Origin of the sequence: Pseudomonas iridis, assembly GCF_017980685.1 — a bacterium.
GTDB classification, from domain to species: Bacteria; Pseudomonadota; Gammaproteobacteria; order Pseudomonadales; family Pseudomonadaceae; genus Aquipseudomonas; species Aquipseudomonas iridis.
This window is the reverse complement of record NZ_JACXXO010000016.1, coordinates 101229-118230: the sequence shown is the minus strand read 5'-3', so window position 1 is coordinate 118230 and position 17002 is coordinate 101229. Positions and strand designations below refer to the sequence as shown.

17 protein-coding genes are annotated in these 17002 nt (G+C 58.3%); 5 read left to right on the top strand and 12 right to left on the bottom strand.

All coding sequences use genetic code 11. The features are described 5' to 3' along the window. Positions 1 to 236: 236 nt before the first annotated feature. From msrQ to IEQ42_RS22135, 6 genes are all read right to left on the bottom strand, one after another. Positions 237 to 854, bottom strand: coding sequence for a protein-methionine-sulfoxide reductase heme-binding subunit MsrQ (gene msrQ / locus IEQ42_RS22160; protein ID WP_210705219.1), 618 nt, complete (start codon positions 852 to 854; stop codon positions 237 to 239). Continuing rightward, a complete protein-coding gene (gene msrP / locus IEQ42_RS22155) occupies positions 854 to 1867 on the bottom strand; it encodes a protein-methionine-sulfoxide reductase catalytic subunit MsrP (protein WP_210705217.1) in 1014 nt (337 codons plus the stop codon). Before msrP ends, msrQ begins: the two co-directional genes overlap by 1 nt. 63 nt (positions 1868 to 1930) lie before the next feature. Further along, positions 1931 to 2788 (bottom strand): CDP-diacylglycerol--serine O-phosphatidyltransferase, encoded by an 858-nt coding sequence (gene pssA, locus IEQ42_RS22150; protein WP_210705215.1) that lies wholly within the window; start codon positions 2786 to 2788, stop codon positions 1931 to 1933. A 147-nt stretch (positions 2789 to 2935) separates the two neighbouring features. Beyond that, on the bottom strand, positions 2936 to 3952 hold the full coding sequence (gene ilvC, locus IEQ42_RS22145; protein WP_042561081.1) for a ketol-acid reductoisomerase: 1017 nt from the start codon (positions 3950 to 3952) through the stop codon (positions 2936 to 2938). Positions 3953 to 4000: 48 nt separating this feature from the next. After that, entirely contained in the window at positions 4001 to 4492 is a 492-nt protein-coding gene (ilvN, locus tag IEQ42_RS22140) for an acetolactate synthase small subunit (protein ID WP_003176102.1), read from the bottom strand. 2 nt (positions 4493 to 4494) lie between these two features. After that, entirely contained in the window at positions 4495 to 6219 is a 1725-nt protein-coding gene (locus tag IEQ42_RS22135; RefSeq protein ID WP_210705212.1) for an acetolactate synthase 3 large subunit, read from the bottom strand. A 399-nt stretch (positions 6220 to 6618) separates the two neighbouring features. Here IEQ42_RS22135 and IEQ42_RS22130 point away from each other — a divergent pair, with 399 nt between their 5' ends. Next, positions 6619 to 7035: a DUF4124 domain-containing protein gene (locus tag IEQ42_RS22130; protein WP_210705210.1), complete on the top strand. Its 417-nt coding sequence runs from the start codon at positions 6619 to 6621 to the stop codon at positions 7033 to 7035. 18 nt (positions 7036 to 7053) lie between these two features. Here the strand turns inward: IEQ42_RS22130 and IEQ42_RS22125 are convergent, their stop codons facing one another. Genes IEQ42_RS22125 through mrcB form a run of 3 tightly spaced genes read right to left on the bottom strand, consistent with a single transcriptional unit; the run spans position 7054 to position 10479 of the window. Continuing rightward, a complete protein-coding gene (locus tag IEQ42_RS22125; protein WP_210705208.1) occupies positions 7054 to 7389 on the bottom strand; it encodes a YqcC family protein in 336 nt (111 codons plus the stop codon). Next, on the bottom strand, positions 7389 to 8138 hold the full coding sequence (locus IEQ42_RS22120; RefSeq protein ID WP_210705206.1) for a tetratricopeptide repeat protein: 750 nt from the start codon (positions 8136 to 8138) through the stop codon (positions 7389 to 7391). Before IEQ42_RS22120 ends, IEQ42_RS22125 begins: the two co-directional genes overlap by 1 nt. A 16-nt stretch (positions 8139 to 8154) precedes the next feature. After that, the gene (gene mrcB / locus IEQ42_RS22115) at positions 8155 to 10479 is read right to left on the bottom strand and encodes a penicillin-binding protein 1B (protein WP_210705205.1); all 2325 of its coding nucleotides are present in this window, start codon (positions 10477 to 10479) and stop codon (positions 8155 to 8157) included. Between the two features lie 118 nt (positions 10480 to 10597). On the opposite strand from mrcB, the gene IEQ42_RS22110 reads away from it, so the two are divergent. The 4 genes from IEQ42_RS22110 to IEQ42_RS22095 all read left to right on the top strand — a co-directional run bounded on the left by IEQ42_RS22110 (position 10598) and on the right by IEQ42_RS22095 (position 13947). After that, the gene (locus tag IEQ42_RS22110; protein ID WP_210705204.1) at positions 10598 to 12154 is read left to right on the top strand and encodes a bifunctional aminoglycoside phosphotransferase/ATP-binding protein; all 1557 of its coding nucleotides are present in this window, start codon (positions 10598 to 10600) and stop codon (positions 12152 to 12154) included. Positions 12155 to 12245: 91 nt separating this feature from the next. Then, positions 12246 to 12590, top strand: coding sequence for a pentapeptide repeat-containing protein (locus IEQ42_RS22105; RefSeq protein WP_007909940.1), 345 nt, complete (start codon positions 12246 to 12248; stop codon positions 12588 to 12590). Positions 12591 to 12867: 277 nt separating this feature from the next. Next, positions 12868 to 13140 (top strand): TfoX/Sxy family protein, encoded by a 273-nt coding sequence (locus tag IEQ42_RS22100; RefSeq protein WP_042561087.1) that lies wholly within the window; start codon positions 12868 to 12870, stop codon positions 13138 to 13140. Between the two features lie 12 nt (positions 13141 to 13152). Continuing rightward, entirely contained in the window at positions 13153 to 13947 is a 795-nt protein-coding gene (locus IEQ42_RS22095; protein ID WP_210705203.1) for a Crp/Fnr family transcriptional regulator, read from the top strand. Between the two features lie 233 nt (positions 13948 to 14180). On the opposite strand, the gene IEQ42_RS22090 is transcribed toward IEQ42_RS22095, so the two are convergent. Genes IEQ42_RS22090 through IEQ42_RS22080 form a run of 3 tightly spaced genes read right to left on the bottom strand, consistent with a single transcriptional unit; the run spans position 14181 to position 16804 of the window. Continuing rightward, positions 14181 to 15032, bottom strand: coding sequence for a ChaN family lipoprotein (locus tag IEQ42_RS22090; RefSeq protein WP_210705202.1), 852 nt, complete (start codon positions 15030 to 15032; stop codon positions 14181 to 14183). Between the two features lie 21 nt (positions 15033 to 15053). Beyond that, on the bottom strand, positions 15054 to 15821 hold the full coding sequence (locus IEQ42_RS22085) for a heme ABC transporter ATP-binding protein (protein ID WP_210705201.1): 768 nt from the start codon (positions 15819 to 15821) through the stop codon (positions 15054 to 15056). Beyond that, positions 15821 to 16804: a FecCD family ABC transporter permease gene (locus IEQ42_RS22080; RefSeq protein ID WP_210705223.1), complete on the bottom strand. Its 984-nt coding sequence runs from the start codon at positions 16802 to 16804 to the stop codon at positions 15821 to 15823. The genes IEQ42_RS22085 and IEQ42_RS22080 overlap by 1 nt, the downstream gene beginning before the upstream one ends. Positions 16805 to 17002 lie beyond the last annotated feature (198 nt).

The window sequence follows — 17002 nt, the reverse complement described above, 5'->3', positions numbered from 1 at the left end:
TACAGCGTTACTCGCTGTTGTCAACACCTCTTTTTCTCCGCTTTCGACCGAGAAGATCGAACCGTTAAAAGAGCCAAACATCACCGCTCTTTCAACTCCTTCCAGACTTCGATGAACTGAAGCGACCCGCTCTCGAAACCTACTTAACTCATTGAATCTCAAGGAGTTTTCCGTTTCGGCTGCGCCGGAAGTGGGGCGAATTATAGACGTCTGGAATCTGCCGTCAACCGTTAATTTCACTTTTGTTGAAGAACCTGTTTTTTAGCCAGTAAACGCGGGATTCGACGAGCAACAGGAGGGACACGCAGCAATAGAAGCAGCACACCTATAAAAGCATAAATCGCCCATTCCTTGAGATCAGCGCGCACGATCCACAGCATATGCAGCAATCCCAGCCCAAGAATCACGTATACCAGCCGATGCAGCTTCTTCCAGCGAGCACCTAAACGGCGCTGACTGTAGCGATTTGAGGTTACCGCTAAAGCCAGCAATCCGAGGAAACCCAACGCACCGACAATAATGTATGGCCGCTTGCGCAACTCGACACCCAGTTGAGACCAGTCGAAACCCAGGATAAAAGCCATATAGCTGCATAGGTGCAAAACCACATAGGCAAAACACCAAAGGCCCAACTGCCGCCGAACAGCAATCCACCCCGCCCAACCGGTCAGTTTTTGCAAAGGCGTCATGCTCAAGGTGATCAACAGCAGCACCAACGTGCCAAGGCCCAGCCTGTCAACCAGCACCTTGCCTGGATCCGGCCCAAGCAGATCCGCGAAAGCCTGATAGAACCACAGCAATGGCCAAATCGCTGCAGCAATGAAAACACCCACCCGCCAGACCGGATATCGCATCAGTAATTCTTCCGCAGATCGAGCCCTGCATATAAAGAAGCGACTTCTTCCGAATAGCCATTGAACATCTGGGTATCGCGCACATTCGGCTTGAACAGACTGTTCGGCAGCCTCCGCTCGCGCGCTTGCGTCCAGCGCGGATGATCGACAGTCGGATTCACATTTGCATAGAAGCCGTATTCGTCCGCCGCGATACTTTGCCAGGTCGTTTTCGGTTGCTCACTGACAAGACTGATACGCACGATGGATTTGACACTCTTGAAGCCATACTTCCATGGCACCACCAGCCGCAGAGGAGCTCCGTTCTGATTCGGCAATTCGCGGCCGTACATGCCCACCGCCAGAATCGCCAATGGGTTCATCGCCTCATCCAGCCGCAAGCCTTCTACATAAGGCCACTCGATCAAGGCAAAGCCTGATCGCTGCCCTGGCATGCTTTTCGGATCCTGAAGGGTTTCAAACCGAATGTACTTGGCCTTGGAGGTCGGCTCGACCTGCTTGAGCAGCGCCGCGATAGGAAACCCGATCCACGGAATGACCATCGACCAAGCCTCGACACAGCGCAGACGATAGATACGCTCCTCCAACTGGTACGGTTTCATGAAGTCTTCCAGCGCATAACGCCCCGGCTTACCCACCTCCCCGTCCACCACTACACTCCACGGTTCGGTTTTCAGCGAACCGGCATTAGCGGCCGGGTCGCCCTTGTCGGTGCCGAACTCATAGAAGTTGTTGTAGTGAGTCGCGTCCTTATAAGGCGTGATCGCCTCATCCTTGACGTTTACCGCCCCCCATTGAGTAGAGGGGAGTTTTTCGGCAAACCAGGCAGGCGCCTTGCCAGGTTCGACATCGGCATATCGCGCCACATCGTCAGCATTGGCCCAGCGCGGAAGACTGCTCACGGCGATGCCGGCCGCGGTGGCTCCGAGCAACTGGCGGCGAGACAGATAGATAGATTCAGAAGTGACGTCCGACTCATGGCAGTCAGACGCTTTGGGGATTTTGATAAGCATGGCAACTCCGCAGTTTTGGAGGACAGATGCACCCATAGACTGCGGAGTATGCTGGAAATTACATCACTCGGCGTTTTTGTGACGACGAAGATGCAATAGATACTGAATTGGGCCTGAAGCCGCATAAACGAGGAATACCAGCAGCAGAATGCGCGGTGGATCGCTGAACACGACAGCGAACACCAGCACTACCGCGAGGATTGCCACGAAAGGCACGCGACCTTTCAAATCCAGCTCCTTGAAGCTGTTGTATTTGATGTTGCTGACCATCAGCATGCCGGCAGCTGCGACCATAAGTGCGACCAAGAACGACATCTTCGAACCCTGGATGCCGTAATCGCTGAACGCCCAGACAATACCTGCCACCACGCCGGCAGCTGCCGGACTGGCCAGCCCGATGAAGTAGCGCTTGTCCGCTGTCCCCACCTGAGTGTTGAAACGCGCCAAACGCAACGCCGCGCCCGCTACATAGATGAAGGCAACCATCCAGCCGACCTTGCCCATGTCACCCAGCGCCCAGCCGAAGGCCAGCAATGCAGGGGCGACACCGAAGGCGACCATGTCGGACAGCGAGTCATACTCGGCGCCGAAGGCACTTTGTGTGTTGGTCATGCGCGCGACACGACCGTCGAGGCCGTCGAGCACCATCGCCACAAAAATCGCGATTGCGGCGAACGCGAAATACTTGCTCGCATTGACGGAATCACCAGCGCTCAACGCCGCCTGCGCGCTCATCGAGTTGATGATGGAGTAAAACCCGGCAAACAGGTTCGCAGTGGTGAATAGATTCGGCAGCAGATAGATACCACGATGCCGGACTTTACGGCCTTCTGCGTCATGCCCTTCTTCGATGTGCTCATCGATGGGCAGCAGGCTTTCGGCGTCTGAAGCCTTGTTCGGCTCTTCGGGACGTTCGCTCATGGACATTACCTTGCAACGGTTTGGAAAAATTCGACAAGTGCCTGTGGACGACAGTTCGGCCACAAACGATGCAGCTTTATACCAGAACCACCGCCCCAAACGAAAAAACGCGGCCGAGGCCGCGTTTTTCGTACAAGGGACGACGACTTAGTTTTTGGCTTTGTCGACGATCTTGTTGGCACCGATCCACGGCATCATGGAGCGCAGTTGCTCGCCGATGATTTCGATACCGTGAGCGGCATTGTTACGACGCTTGGCGGTCATCGAAGGGTAGCCGGTTGCGCCTTCGCTGATGAACATTTTGGCGTATTCGCCGTCCTGAATACGTTTCAGGGCGTTGCGCATGGCCTGACGGGACTCGGCGTTGATCACTTCCGGGCCGGTCACGTACTCGCCGTATTCGGCGTTGTTGGAGATCGAGTAGTTCATGTTGGCGATACCGCCTTCGTACATGAGGTCAACGATCAGTTTCAGTTCGTGCAGGCACTCGAAGTAGGCCATTTCCGGCGCGTAGCCAGCTTCAACCAGAGTTTCGAAACCGGCTTTTACCAGCTCAACGGTACCGCCACACAGAACGGCTTGCTCGCCGAACAGGTCGGTTTCAGTCTCGTCCTTGAAGGTGGTTTCGATGATGCCGGTACGACCGCCACCAACGCCGGCAGCGTAGGACAGTGCAACGTTTTTGGCGTTGCCGGAAGCGTCCTGGTAGATCGCGATCAGGTCAGGAATGCCGCCGCCTTTCACGAACTCGGAACGTACGGTGTGGCCCGGTGCTTTCGGCGCGATCATGATCACGTCAAGGTCGGCACGCGGAATAACCTGGTTGTAGTGGATCGCGAAGCCGTGGGAGAAGGCCAGGGTGGCGCCTTTCTTGATGTTCGGCTCGATTTCGTTCTTGTACAGGGCAGATTGGAACTCGTCCGGGGTCAGGATCATGACCAGGTCGGCAGCAGCAACAGCGGAAGCAACGTCGGTCACTTTCAGGCCGTGAGCTTCAGCTTTGGCAACAGTGGCCGAACCTTTACGCAGACCAACGGTAACGTCGACGCCGGAGTCTTTCAGGTTGCAAGCCTGGGCGTGGCCCTGGGAACCGTAACCGATGATGGCAACTTTCTTGCCCTGGATGATCGACAGGTCGCAGTCTTTTTCGTAATAAACTTTCATGAAATTCCCCTATATATCCAGGCCGTTCAGGCCATTCGCTAATTTGGTTTAGATGCTGAGTACTTTGTCGCCGCGGGCAATACCGGTCACGCCACTACGGACGGTTTCCAGAATCGATGCGGTGCCGATGGACTGAATGAAGCTGTCGAGCTTGTCGCTGGTACCGGTCAATTGAACGGTATACACGCTGGCGCTGACATCGACGATCTGTCCACGGTAAATATCGGTGGTGCGTTTGATCTCGGCGCGCTGGGCGCCAGTGGCCTTGACCTTGACCAGCATCAGTTCGCGCTCGATGTGAGCACTTTCCGACAGGTCCACCAGCTTGACCACTTCGATCAGCTTGTTCAGGTTTTTGGTGATCTGCTCGATAACTTCATCATGACCCACAGTGGTCAGCGTCAGACGCGACAGGGTCGGGTCTTCGGTCGGGGCCACGGTCAGGCTTTCGATGTTGTAGTTGCGCTGCGAGAACAGGCCGACTACGCGAGACAAAGCGCCGGGTTCGTTTTCCAGAAGCAAGGAAATAATGTGCCGCATGATTAAGTACGCTCCGTCTTGCTCAGCCACATATCGCGCATGGAGCCGTCTTTGATCTGCATCGGGTAGACGTGCTCGCTGGTATCAACCGAAACATCGATGATCACCAGACGATCTTTCATGGCGAACGCTTCTGCCATCTTCGACTTCAAATCTTTCGATTCGGTGATGCGTACGCCGACGTGGCCATAAGCTTCAGCCAACTTGACGAAGTCAGGCAGCGATTCCATGTAGGAGTGCGAGTGACGGCTGCCATAGCTCATGTCCTGCCACTGACGAACCATCCCCAGAACACCGTTGTTCAGGATGACGATTTTCACTGGCAAGCCATATTGCAGGCAGGTCGACAGTTCCTGGATGTTCATCTGGATACTGCCTTCGCCGGTGACGCAGGCAACGTCATCGTCCGGGAAGCTCAACTTGATGCCCATGGCTGCGGGGAAACCGAAGCCCATGGTGCCCAGGCCACCGGAGTTGATCCAGCGGTTAGGCTTGTTGAACGTGTAGTACTGCGCAGCGAACATCTGGTGCTGACCCACGTCGGAGGTGATATAGGCATCGCCCTTGGTCACTTCGCACAGGGTTTCGATAACGGTCTGGGGCTTGATCTTGCTGCCGTCGCCCTTGTCGTAAGGGAACAGGCCGCGATCACCGCGCCATTCATCAACCTGCTTCCACCAACTGGCCACGGACTCCTTGTTCGGGGTCTCGCCGATTTCCTTGAGGATCGCGACCATTTCGGTCAGGACGCTCTCCACCGGGCCAACGATAGGCACGTCGGCCTTGATGGTCTTGGAAATCGAAGCCGGGTCGATGTCGATGTGAATGATCTTGGCGTTCGGGCAGAACTTCGCCGCGCCGTTGATCACTCGGTCATCGAAACGTGCGCCAACCGCCAGGATCACGTCGGCATGGTGCATCGCCAGGTTGGCGGTGTAGCTGCCGTGCATACCGAGCATGCCGATGAACTGACGATCAGTGCCAGGGAAACCGCCCAGGCCCATCAACGTGTTGGTCACCGGCAGGTTGAGCATTTTCGCCAGTTCGGTCAGCGGAGCGGAACCGTTGCCCAAAATGACGCCGCCGCCGGAGTACAGCACTGGGCGCTTGGCCGCCAGAAGCATTTCTGCTGCCTTGCGGATTTGCCCGGAGTGCCCACGAACGGCCGGGCTGTAGGAACGCAGCTTGGCTTTCTTGGGGAAGATGTATTCGAACTTTTCGGCCGGGTTGGTCATGTCTTTCGGGATATCGACCACGACCGGACCAGGACGACCGGATTGCGCCAGGTAGAACGCTTTCTTCATGACTTCCGGGATTTCCGAGGCGTGCTTGATCATGAAGCTGTGCTTCACGATCGGCCGGGAGATACCGATCATGTCGGTTTCCTGGAACGCGTCGGTGCCGACCATGGTGCTTGGCACCTGACCGGAAATGATCACCATTGGAATCGAGTCCATATAGGCCGTGGCAATACCGGTGATGGCGTTTGTGGCGCCTGGACCGGAAGTCACCAATACCACGCCGGCTTTACCGGTGGCACGGGCGTAGCCGTCAGCCATATGGGTTGCCGCTTGTTCGTGACGAACCAGAATGTGAGTCACTTCCGGTTCTTTGAACAGGGCATCGTAAACATGCAGGAGAGCACCACCCGGGTACCCGTAGATATATTTGACGCCTTCGTCACGCAAGAAGCGGACGAGCATCTCACCGCCAGATAAAAGCTCCACGTTGTTCACCTCTAAAACGCCAGAATACCGCCCACGAAAATGGGACGGGTCTTAATAGGTTTACTTCTCGGCAGAGCATGAGCGACGGTGGTCGCCGACTACGTCAGCACTGACTGAGCAAGTATTGGGATCGTCCCAAGTGTTGCGGGCCTTTCCCACCCAGCGCGAGGTAACGCGTTGCGGGTGTAACAGGTCGGCGCGGGTATGCGCCTCATGATCTACCGAGTGGGTCTGCTTCTGGCAGTCCCTCTACAGCGGACTTTGGATTCTTCTGTTTCGCCCTCTCCAAGTCAAGTCGTCTCTGTGGTTAATTGTGGGTAAGCACATGAGAACGCAAGAAAAAACCTGAAAACAGCTACTCTGTTAGCGTCAATTGCGCAATTTTGCCAAGGAATCAGCATGCGAATGCTTCTGTTAACCCTGCTGATCGGCCTCAGCCCATGGTGCACAGCCGCTCAGATTTACAAATGGGTCGATGCCCAAGGTGTTACGCACTTCGATGCGCAACCTCCGCAAGGCCAACCATCCACCACGGTGCACATGCCCTCCCAAGCCCCGGCAAAACCCGCAGCCATACCGGGCAGCGGTGTGCTGGGCGATCAGAAAGCCATCGACGACAAGGTCAAGAAACAGGTCGACGACCAACAAGCGCAGCTCAAGGCATTTTGTGAGCAGGCACGGACGAATCTTGCGCAATTGCAGAACAATCCGCGTTTGCGAGAGGACGTGGGGGGAGAATTGCGGCGGCTGGATGATGCACAACGGCAGGAGCGCATTGTCGAAGCGCAGAAGCAGATCAGAGAGAACTGCCAGTAAAGCCTGGCAGTTTTCGGTTCAGCGGGAAGCGGTGATCAGCAGGTCAAACTCTTTAAGCAGTACCTGCAGCCGTCGATCCTTGCCCTGCAGATTGCGCTGGGCGAAGACCATTTCCGCCATTTCCTGAATGCCCGAGGCGTTCGGCAGCGGCAGATCCTGTTCAAGGATCATCTTCATGCGGGGCAGGAAGATCCATTGCAGCCACTGCTCGAAATCAAGCGTATCGACCGAAAACGGCTCGACACTGCTCAAGGCCTCGGCCGACGGCGAGACCTCATCCCACCAACCCTGCGTACGCAGCTCACGCTCGATCAGCAATAACTGATCGGCGATTTTCGGGAAGCGCGCATCCATCACAGCGTGACCTTGGCCTTTTGACGGGCCTGAGCAGCGCCGGCGGAATCACCTTGTTTCTCCAGGGACTGAGCGATGATTTCCCACAGGCTGGCCTGCAAATCCGGACGACCGCCGGCCATGGTCAACGCACGACGGGCGAATTGCTCGGCCTGTGGCGCATCGCCTTGAGCCATGCGCACCTGAGCCAGACGATAGAGCACTTGCGGCTCACGCGGGGCGACACGTTGCGCGCGCTCAAGGCTCGACGACGCGCCGTTGAGGTCGCCACCGGCCTGTTGCTGTTGAGCAGTCGTCAACAAGGCGAGCACCGGACCATCCAGTTGCTCGTCCGCCGACAAACCACCGCCACTGCTGGCCGAAGGAATGCCGCTCGGTGTCGAGGGCATGCTGTAGCTGCCGGAGTTGATCGGTGCCGACTCGACTGGCGACGGGTTATATGGCCCCGGCGTAATACCGCCGGATGCCGGGCCCGGCACAATTGGCGCAGCGCTGATCGGTGCCGACGTTGTCGCGCCACCGCCCGGCACCATAACTACGACGCCGGTATCGCCTTGCGGGATGGCTTGAGGCTGGCCCTGCACAGGACGCTTGACCGTCGTCTGACGGAAACCGCCATTGGCGGAAATGCGCTCGCTGTTGGACACGGCTGTGCCCGAATCCACTACAGGGATCGAACCACGCTGAACGGTAGAGCAGCCGCTGAGCAAAGCCACGGCGGTCACCGCTGGAATCAACCACTTGTTCACTTGAAACCCTCTTTGCTTAATTCATCCAGCCCTTGACCCAATCCATCACCGACTCGCCAGATGCAGGCGTTTCGCTTGCACACGCAGGGCCGGGTGGTGGTTCGCTGCCGCGAATATACGGCATCTGCACCGCACCCGGGCAGTTGGCGTCAGAACCTTGCCCGGTACGCGAATCAACCCATGCCTGCACGACGTTATCCGGCTGCGGCATGTCCAGCGGCAGCGGATCGGCCTTGCGCATGAAACTGCTCCAGACCTGCAACGCACCGGTTGCGCCGGTGAACGGCGTCTTGCCGTTGTCATCACGACCCAGCCAGACCACTGCCAGCAAGTCCTGACTGAAACCTGCGAACCAGCTGTCGCGCGAATCGTTACTGGTACCGGTCTTGCCGGCCAGCGTCAGAGTCTTTGGCAACACGTTATAAACCGAGCGGCCTGTACCCTCACGCATTACCCGCTGCATGGCGTTCTGAATCAGGTAGATCGAAGCCGGATCGAAACGCTGCTCGATCTGGAACGGATAGCGCTTGAGCGGCTCCCCTTCGGCGGTCAGTACGCTGCGAATGCCGCGCATCGGCGTATTGAAACCGCCGTTGGCCAGCGTCTGGTACATGGTCGCAACTTCCATCGGCGTCATCGCGCCCGCACCCAGCAACATCGACGGGAACGCCGGGAACTCACGGGTCACACCCAGACGGGCCAGCGTCTTGAGGACATTCGGCACGCCCACTTCCAGACCCAGGCGCGAGGTCGACAGGTTGTAGGAATGCGCCAGCCCCTGATACAGGAACACGGTGCCGTGGGAACGACGATCGTAATTCTGCGGCTTCCAGACTTGACCGTTCGCGCCTTTGACCGACAACGGATCATCCGACAGCCAACTGGTCAGCGTGTACTGGCTCGGTTTCTCCAGCGCAGTCAGATAAACCGCCGGTTTGATCAACGAACCGATTGGCCGCACGGCATCCAGTGCCCGGTTGAAACCGGCATAACTGGCCTGACGGCTGCCGATCATGGCCTGGACTTCGCCGGTCTCAGGATTGGTCACGACCATCGCCGCTTCGACGTCGTCGGAGCCCTTGCGACCGGACAGACGCTTGAAGGTGTCGTTGACCGACGCCTCGGCCTTCATCTGCAGGATCGGGTCGAAACTGGTGAAGATCCGCAGGCCTTCTTCAGTCAAGTCTTCGTCGCGATAGTCTTCACGCAGCTGACGTTTGACCAGGTCGATAAAGCCCGGGAAGGAGCTATCGGCCAGTTTGCCGCGAGTGGTGACACCCAGAGGCATATTCTTCGCTGCAGCAACTTGCTCGGCAGTCGCTACGCCTTGCTGCTCGAGCACGTCGAGCACCAGATTACGACGTTCCAGCGCACGTTCTGGATTGCGGCGCGGGTTGTAATAGGACGGGCCTTTGACCATGCCGACCAGCATCGCGACCTGATGCAGTTTGAGCTCGGACAATGGCTGACCGAAGAAGAACTGACTGGCCAGACCAAAACCGTGCACGGCGCGCTGACCGTCCTGACCGACAAAGACTTCGTTGAGGTACGCCTCAAGGATTTCCTTCTTGTCGTAATGCAGCTCCAGCAACATCGCCATCATGGCTTCGGTGAGCTTGCGGCTCAGGCTGCGTTCGTTGGTCAGGTAGAAGTTTTTCACCAACTGCTGGGTCAGCGTACTGCCGCCCTGAGTCATCTTGCCGCCAGAGGTGTTGACCCAGATCGCCCGGGCAATCGACTTCGGCGACACGCCCCAGTGGCTGTAGAAATCCCGGTCTTCGACGGCGATCAGGGTTTCCAGCAGATACGGCGGCACCTGATCCAGTTTGATCAGGATGCGGTCTTCGAGGTTCTTCGGATAAATCCCGCCGATCAGAACCGGCTCCAGACGTACCACGGACAGTTTCGAACCGTTGGTCGCCGACAACTCGGCCACGTAATCGCCCGAGAAGCGCACGCGCACGGGTTGCGCCTTCTCAAGGCCTTCATAGAACTGGAAGCCACGGGTATTCAGGTCGACGGTGTTTCCGGAAACTGCGGCAGCGCCGGGGCCATTGCTCACGGCTTCGCGGCGATAGCCGAGGGCGTCGAGTTCGGTGAGGAAATCTTCCTTGCTGAGTTTCTGTCCGACGAACAGCTCAAGCGGGCGCGCGTATACCTTGGCCGGGATGGTCCAGCGCTTGCCGGAGAACTTCTCCTGCACCACGGCATCGAGGTAAACGGCGAAGCCAGCCAGCACTACAAGGCCGACCAGACTGAGTTTAATGGCCCAGCCCATCCATGGGCGCAGGCCCTTGGAAGGTGGTTTTTTCTTGGTACGGGGAGATCGAGTTCGAGTCATGGCGGCGGATTATACGCACTTTATTCAGACTCAACAGGAGCGCTCCAAGGTTTGCGTCAGGCGGGCGAGCGGCCATAATGGCGACCTCGAATTTCCCCCAGTCTCTGAAGGATCGCCCGTGAGCCAGTCCCTGATCGCTGCCCTGCAAAACCCGGCCCTGTATCCGCACCCCGTCGAAGGGTTCCAGGTCATCGAAACCCATATTTCGTGGGTGATCCTCACCGGCCCCTTTGCTTATAAAGTGAAGAAGCCGGTGAATTTCGGCTTCCTAGACTTCACCGGCCTCGATCAACGCGAACACTTTTGCGCTGAAGAGCTGCGTCTGAACCAGCGTTTGACCGAAGATTTGTATCTGGAAGTGTTGCCGGTGACGGGCAGCGTCGACGCCCCGCAACTGGGCGGCGACGGCCCAGCGATCGACTACGTGCTGAAAATGCGCCAGTTTCCACAGTCCGGCTTGCTAAGCACCCTGCAGGCCAACGGCGAGTTGACCACCCAGCACATCGATGAAATGGCCGAGCAGATCGCCCACTTCCACCTCAACGCGCCCAAAGTCCCGGCCGAACACGACGCCGGCACCCCGGACAGCGTGATGGCGCCAGTCCGCCAGAACTTCGAACAGATTCTGCCGTTCCTCAGCGACAAAAACGATTTGCTGCAACTCGAGGCTCTGAAAGCCTGGGCCGAAAGCAGCTTCGAGCGCCTAAAGCCGCTGTTCGCTCAGCGCAAGGCCGAGGGTTTCACCCGCGAATGCCACGGTGACATCCACTTGGGCAACGCCACCGTCATCGACGGCAAAGTGGTGATCTTCGACTGCATCGAATTCAACGAGCCGTTCCGCTTCACCGACGTCTACGCCGACACCGGTTTCCTCGCGATGGACCTGGAAGACCGCGGCCTGAAGTCGCTGGCTCGCCGCTTCATCAGCCAATACCTGGAACTGACCGGCGACTACCAAGGCCTGGAAGTGCTGAACTTCTATAAAGCCTACCGCGCACTGGTTCGCGCCAAGGTGGCCCTGTTCAGCATGCCGGCGGACGCGACTCCGGTGCAGCGCGCCACTACCCTGCGCCAGTACCGCAACTACGCCAACCTGGCGGAAAGCTACAGCACCATTCCTTCGCGCTTCATGGCGATTACCCACGGCGTTTCCGCTGTCGGCAAGAGCCACGTGGCCATGCGCCTGGTCGAAGCACTGGGTGCAATTCGTCTGCGCTCCGACGTTGAACGCAAGCGTTTGTTCGGCGAGCAAACCGTAGCCAACGATGTGCAGGCCGGCATTTACAGCGCCGACGCCAGCGCCAAGACCTACTCGCGCCTGCATGAAATTGCCGAGGTCATCCTGCACGCCGGTTTCCCGGTGGTTATCGATGCGACTTACCTCAAGCGCGAGCAGCGCGATAACGCCGCAGAAATCGCTGAAGCGACTGGCACACCGTTCCTGATCCTCGACTGCAACGCCCCGCAAGCAGTGATCGAGAGCTGGCTTGCGATTCGTCAGGCCGATAAACAGGATCCGTCCGACGCCACGTTGGCTGTGATTGAAGCGCAACAGGCCAACCGCGAAGCGTTGACGCCGGAAGAGATTCTGCGCAGCAAACGCATTCAGACCAATGAATCCGGGACACTGGACACCGTTGTCGCGCAGATCCGTCAGCGCCTGCCAGGCTTGTAAGAAACTATTTCGGCCGTGAAGCCCTCGCTCGCTTCACGGCCACTAAATAGTGGCACTATACTGGCGTCATAAAACCAACAGGTGATGTGACATGAGCCAGCCGAAACTTCTCGACACCCCGCTGTATGCCTTGCTGCATAAAGATGACATCACAGGTTTCAACAAGGAACGCCCACAAGACGGCCCGATCGACATGGTCGGTGGCGACTTCCGTGGCCTCGATTTGCGTGAATTGAACGCTGATGGCGTAGATTTCCGGGACGCGTATTTCCGTTCTGCCGATTTGCGTGGCATTGATTTCCGCAACGCCTCGCTTGAAGGCGCAAGCCTGGCCCACGCGCAGATTTCCGGAGCGTACTTCCCGCCGGAACTGAGTGCTGACGAGATTCTGATGTCGATGAATTTCGGCACACGCCTGCGTTATCGCACTCGCTGATATCTCTGACACCACACCCACCCTGTGGGAGCGAGCCTGCTCGCGAAGACGGAGTGTCAGTCACCCTGATCGTGAAAGTAAGACCGCTTTCGCGAGCAGGCTCGCTCCCACATTTGATATTTGTTTGCCCCCTTCTTTCTGCGTTCGCAGGCCTTACAAGCGCCCTTTCTTAGAAGCGTTTGCGTTGAATCCGACCAAACAACCACGCTTTTCCTACTGATGGCTACACTCCTGAGAAGCTCGCCCACGCACCATTCGGCCGTCGCAAGGAGGCTTGATGAATGATGAACTGCAACACCTGAAGAATCTTGGGAAGACGTCGGCGCAATGGCTGCATGCCGTGGGCATCCACAGCGCCTCGGACTTGCGTCGCCTGGGCGCAGTGGACGCCTACCGGGCCGTGCGCACCCGCGGGTTTCGCGCGTCGAAGGTGTTGCTGTATGCGATCGAAGGCGCGTTGATGGATGTGCACTGGAACGACATCCCCGCCGAACGCAAGGACGCCCTGAACAAGCAGCTCGAAGCCATTTCCACACGCCACAAGAATTGAACGGGCGCTGCCATGTACCTGCTTGGGGAACAATCGGCATTGGCCGACGCAATGATCAACCGTTTGCAGAATCTGCCTGCACAGTGGCTGGAAGGCCTTTTGTCGTGCGGGCCGGCAATTGAGCTGGAAGCGACTGATGACCTGTCGGCGCAGTTGCCCGACGATCAAGTGTTTCTACTGGCAGAAGGGGTGATCAACGGCTTCATCGGTTCGCGCGCACTGTTCTATTGGCAGGAAGGCGACTTGATCGGCCTCCAGCAGAGTCACGCCTGGGCGGATTGCCGCTTGCGCAGTGACGGGCCGTTACGTCTGCTGCCTTATCGGCGCTGTGATGTTTTCCAGCATTTATTTGCAGACGCCAGCCGTGCGGAGCAATTTCTCGAGTATCTGCTGGGGCAAATGGCCCTCCTCGCCCACGCCGTGGCCGAACTGAAACCGCGGGAGTTTCGCAGTACCAACGGTTTCAAACGGGTCGAGGCCGGGGAAACCCTGATTCACCAAGGCGACCCTGCCGATCACGTGTTCGTGATCATCGAGGGGCACGCCGAAGTCTTTGTCGACGGACACAAGGTCGGCGAGGTTCCCAAGGACGAGATTTTCGGCGCCATGGCGCTGTTCACCGGGGAGCCGCGCAACGCTACGGTGGTCACGCGAGAACCTTGCACAGTCATGCTGATTCCTGGGGATCAATTTTTGAGCATGACCAGCAGTAATCCGAAGATCGCCCACAGCCTGATTGCGAGCATGGCGCGGCGCATCGGCCAAATGAACCAACAGATCGCCCGTTTGACAGCTGACAAAGGGTAGCGCGAACTCCTTTATTTACGGGGCGTTCGAGCCATTGCAGAGATCAGATCAAATAAATGCAGAATCAGCGATTGACATGGTAATGAGAATCGCTATGATTATCACAACTGGTCGCGAGATCAGTCGATATTCTGAAAAGCCCTTGGTTCGGACTCTCAGATTATCTCCTCATCAGGCTAATCACGGTTATTTGACCCGGTTCTTACCGGGTCTTTTTTTTGCCTGTGGAAAAGTCATTTGCCGAACTGTTTACGCATCTCTTCACAGTAATCGCGCTTCGGGGTGGCCGGGGTGTACCAGACGTAATCGGCCATCGCCTCAGTCACCTCATCGCCCTGCTCTGCCAGCATCAGCACCGTCGGTGCTCGGGACTCGCTCACATCCACGACGTGCAGCGGCACCCCGACATCCTTGCGCGCATGCCACGCGCCGGCCAGCAGCAAGGACGGAGTCGGCGCCGACAGCAAAACCTCTGCCATGCGTCGATCCCGCTGCTGCTGAACCGCCAGCATCGCCGGCATCTGTGAATCAGGCAGCAGACCACAGTGAGAATCGCTGATCTGCCCCAGCAAAGTCGTTTTCACTGCTTCAGCATTGCTGCGCTTGCCACTCAAACCCGGCGGATTACGATAGAAGGCGCGGATTTCGCCGTTATCCAGGTTGGCGGCCAGCAGTGGATACGGTTGCGTGAGGGCGAAGCGGACGATCGGCCCATAGAGATTCCAGTCCCAACCCTCCTGCCAGGCCAATGCGCCGGGAAGGTCAGAGGGAGGCGACGCGGACTGGCGAACCGCAGTAACTTTGGCCTGTTGATCCGGTGTGAGCATTTCCAGCAGCAGGCTACCCTGCGGCCGTAGCTCGCCAAGCGACCTTAAAAGCCATAACTGCGCAGCGTGGTGGTCGGCGTTGTCATGCTGCTCACCGACGATCACCCGATCAGGTTCGGCGAGACGCGCGAGCAATTGCTGCGCGGTCAGCGGCTGACCGCTGTGCAGATCACGAATCTGACCACCTGTCGGCGGCGGCGCAGCAACATGCTGACACCCGGCGAGCAACAACACGGCCAACAGCCACATCCCACGCATGCGATCACCTCGATGAGAAAATCAGCGGGCGATGATCAGCGGATGCCCACGCTCCGGGTGCGGCTGCACCAATACCTCAAGGCCGAACACGGCTTTGAGCGTTTCCGGCTGCAACACCTGCTGCGGCGTATCCAATGCTACCGGACGCCCGCCTTCAAGCAGCAACACGCGATCACAATAACGTGCTGCCAGATTCAGATCATGCAGGATCACCAGCACGGCGGCGCCACGATCGGCAAATTCGCGCACCGCTTGCAACGTCGTGTGTTGATGCAGCGGGTCGAGCATCGAGGTCGGCTCATCCAGCAACAGCGTTTGCCCCGCCTGCCCCGGCCAGAGTTGCGCGAGCACCCGCGCCAGATGCACACGCTGCCGTTCGCCACCCGACAATGCCAGATAACTGCGACCGCTCAGATGCCCGGCGTCTGCGGCCGCCAGTGCCGCGGCGACAATCTCGTCATCGCGCACCCGGCCACTTTGATAAGGCAAACGCCCCATGCCGACCACTTCTTCGACGCGAAAGGCAAAATCCAGCGTCGACACCTGCGGTAACACGGCCAGGCGTTGCGCACGTTGGGTACCAGTCCAGTGGCTCAACACGTGAGCGTCGAGCAAGACCTCTCCCTCACTGGCCGTCAACTCACCGCACAAAGCGCCGAGCAAGGTACTTTTTCCGGCGCCATTCGGACCGAGCACACCGAGTACTTCACCCGGTTCAAGCTCAAGGGTGATACCGCTGAGCACGGTTTTACGACCACGGCGGATGTGCAGATTGTGCGCACGCAACATCAGGCACGCCCTCGCAGCAGCAGATACAGGAAGAACGGCGCACCGATAAACGCGGTGACGATACCGATCGGCAACTCCGCCGGCGCCAGAGCCAGTCGCGCCACCAGATCGGCCAGCAACAACAGGCTCGCCCCGGCTAACACCGAGGCCGGCAGCAAGACCCGGTGATCTGGGCCGGCCAGCAATCGCACCAGATGGGGTACCACCAGCCCGACAAACCCGATCATCCCCGCCGCCGCCACTGCCGCGCCGACACCCAGCGCCGTGCAAAAAACCAGTTCACGTTTGAGCCGTTCGACATCGATGCCCAAATGCCCGGCTTCGGATTCACCCAGCAACAAGGCGTTCAGTGCCTTCGCCCGACGCGGCAACCACAACGCCACACCGGCACTGATGATCAGCAATGGCCACAGCCGCGCATAACTGGCGCCATTGAGGCTACCGAGGTTCCAGAAAGTCAGCGTGCGCAGGGTCGCGTCGTCTGCCAGATAAGTGAACAGGCCAACTGCCGAACCGGCGAGTGCCGTCAGCGCGATCCCCGCCAGCAACATGGTCGCGACATTGGTTTGCCCATTGCGCCGACCGAGACGATAAACCAGTGCCGTAACGCCGAGCCCACCAAGAAACGCGCACGCCGACAACAGATAAGGCCCGAACCATTGCGGCAAGCCGCCAAAAAAAGAACCGCCGACAATCGCAATCGCCGCGCCCAGCGCCGCACCACTGGAAACGCCGACCAGACCCGGGTCTGCCAACGGATTGCGAAACAGTCCCTGCATCGCGACCCCCGACAACGCCAGCACGCCGCCGACCGCCAGCCCGAGCAAGGTTCGCGGCAGACGAATCTGCCCGAGAATCAGCTCAGCCTGCTCAAGCCCTTCCGGTGCCAGCGGTACGCCGATCATGCGCAACGCTGCGCGCAACGTATCGAACAGCGGCAAACTGACCGGCCCCAACGCCAACGACAACCAGATCGCCAGCAGACACAGAAGTGTCAGGCCAATGAACAGGCTGCGGGGTTTTACCAATTTTCGACACACAGCACAGCAACGCGGGTACTCAGGCGCATACACAGCTTCCTTGAACAAGGTTTTCCCGGGCGTCAGGATGTCAGGCCAAGTATCCTCGGCATCTGGCCGGCGCCTTCGGGTGAAGGCCGCCATTTGATAATTGTTTGCATT

What these genes read in the sequence shown, in the direction of transcription:
- IEQ42_RS22095 (WP_210705203.1), top strand. Translation starts at nt 13,153, where the DNA reads ATGTACCTGCTTGGGGAACAATCGGCATTGGCCGACGCAATGATCAAC.
- pssA (WP_210705215.1), bottom strand. Translation starts at nt 2,788, where the DNA reads ATGAGCGAACGTCCCGAAGAGCCGAACAAGGCTTCAGACGCCGAAAGC.
- ilvC (WP_042561081.1), bottom strand. Translation starts at nt 3,952, where the DNA reads ATGAAAGTTTATTACGAAAAAGACTGCGACCTGTCGATCATCCAGGGC.
- msrQ (WP_210705219.1), bottom strand. Translation starts at nt 854, where the DNA reads ATGCGATATCCGGTCTGGCGGGTGGGTGTTTTCATTGCTGCAGCGATT.
- IEQ42_RS22105 (WP_007909940.1), top strand. Translation starts at nt 12,246, where the DNA reads ATGAGCCAGCCGAAACTTCTCGACACCCCGCTGTATGCCTTGCTGCAT.
- IEQ42_RS22130 (WP_210705210.1), top strand. Translation starts at nt 6,619, where the DNA reads ATGCGAATGCTTCTGTTAACCCTGCTGATCGGCCTCAGCCCATGGTGC.
- msrP (WP_210705217.1), bottom strand. Translation starts at nt 1,867, where the DNA reads ATGCTTATCAAAATCCCCAAAGCGTCTGACTGCCATGAGTCGGACGTC.
- IEQ42_RS22090 (WP_210705202.1), bottom strand. Translation starts at nt 15,032, where the DNA reads ATGCGTGGGATGTGGCTGTTGGCCGTGTTGTTGCTCGCCGGGTGTCAG.
- IEQ42_RS22085 (WP_210705201.1), bottom strand. Translation starts at nt 15,821, where the DNA reads ATGTTGCGTGCGCACAATCTGCACATCCGCCGTGGTCGTAAAACCGTG.
- IEQ42_RS22125 (WP_210705208.1), bottom strand. Translation starts at nt 7,389, where the DNA reads ATGGATGCGCGCTTCCCGAAAATCGCCGATCAGTTATTGCTGATCGAG.
- ilvN (WP_003176102.1), bottom strand. Translation starts at nt 4,492, where the DNA reads ATGCGGCACATTATTTCCTTGCTTCTGGAAAACGAACCCGGCGCTTTG.
- IEQ42_RS22100 (WP_042561087.1), top strand. Translation starts at nt 12,868, where the DNA reads ATGAATGATGAACTGCAACACCTGAAGAATCTTGGGAAGACGTCGGCG.
- mrcB (WP_210705205.1), bottom strand. Translation starts at nt 10,479, where the DNA reads ATGACTCGAACTCGATCTCCCCGTACCAAGAAAAAACCACCTTCCAAG.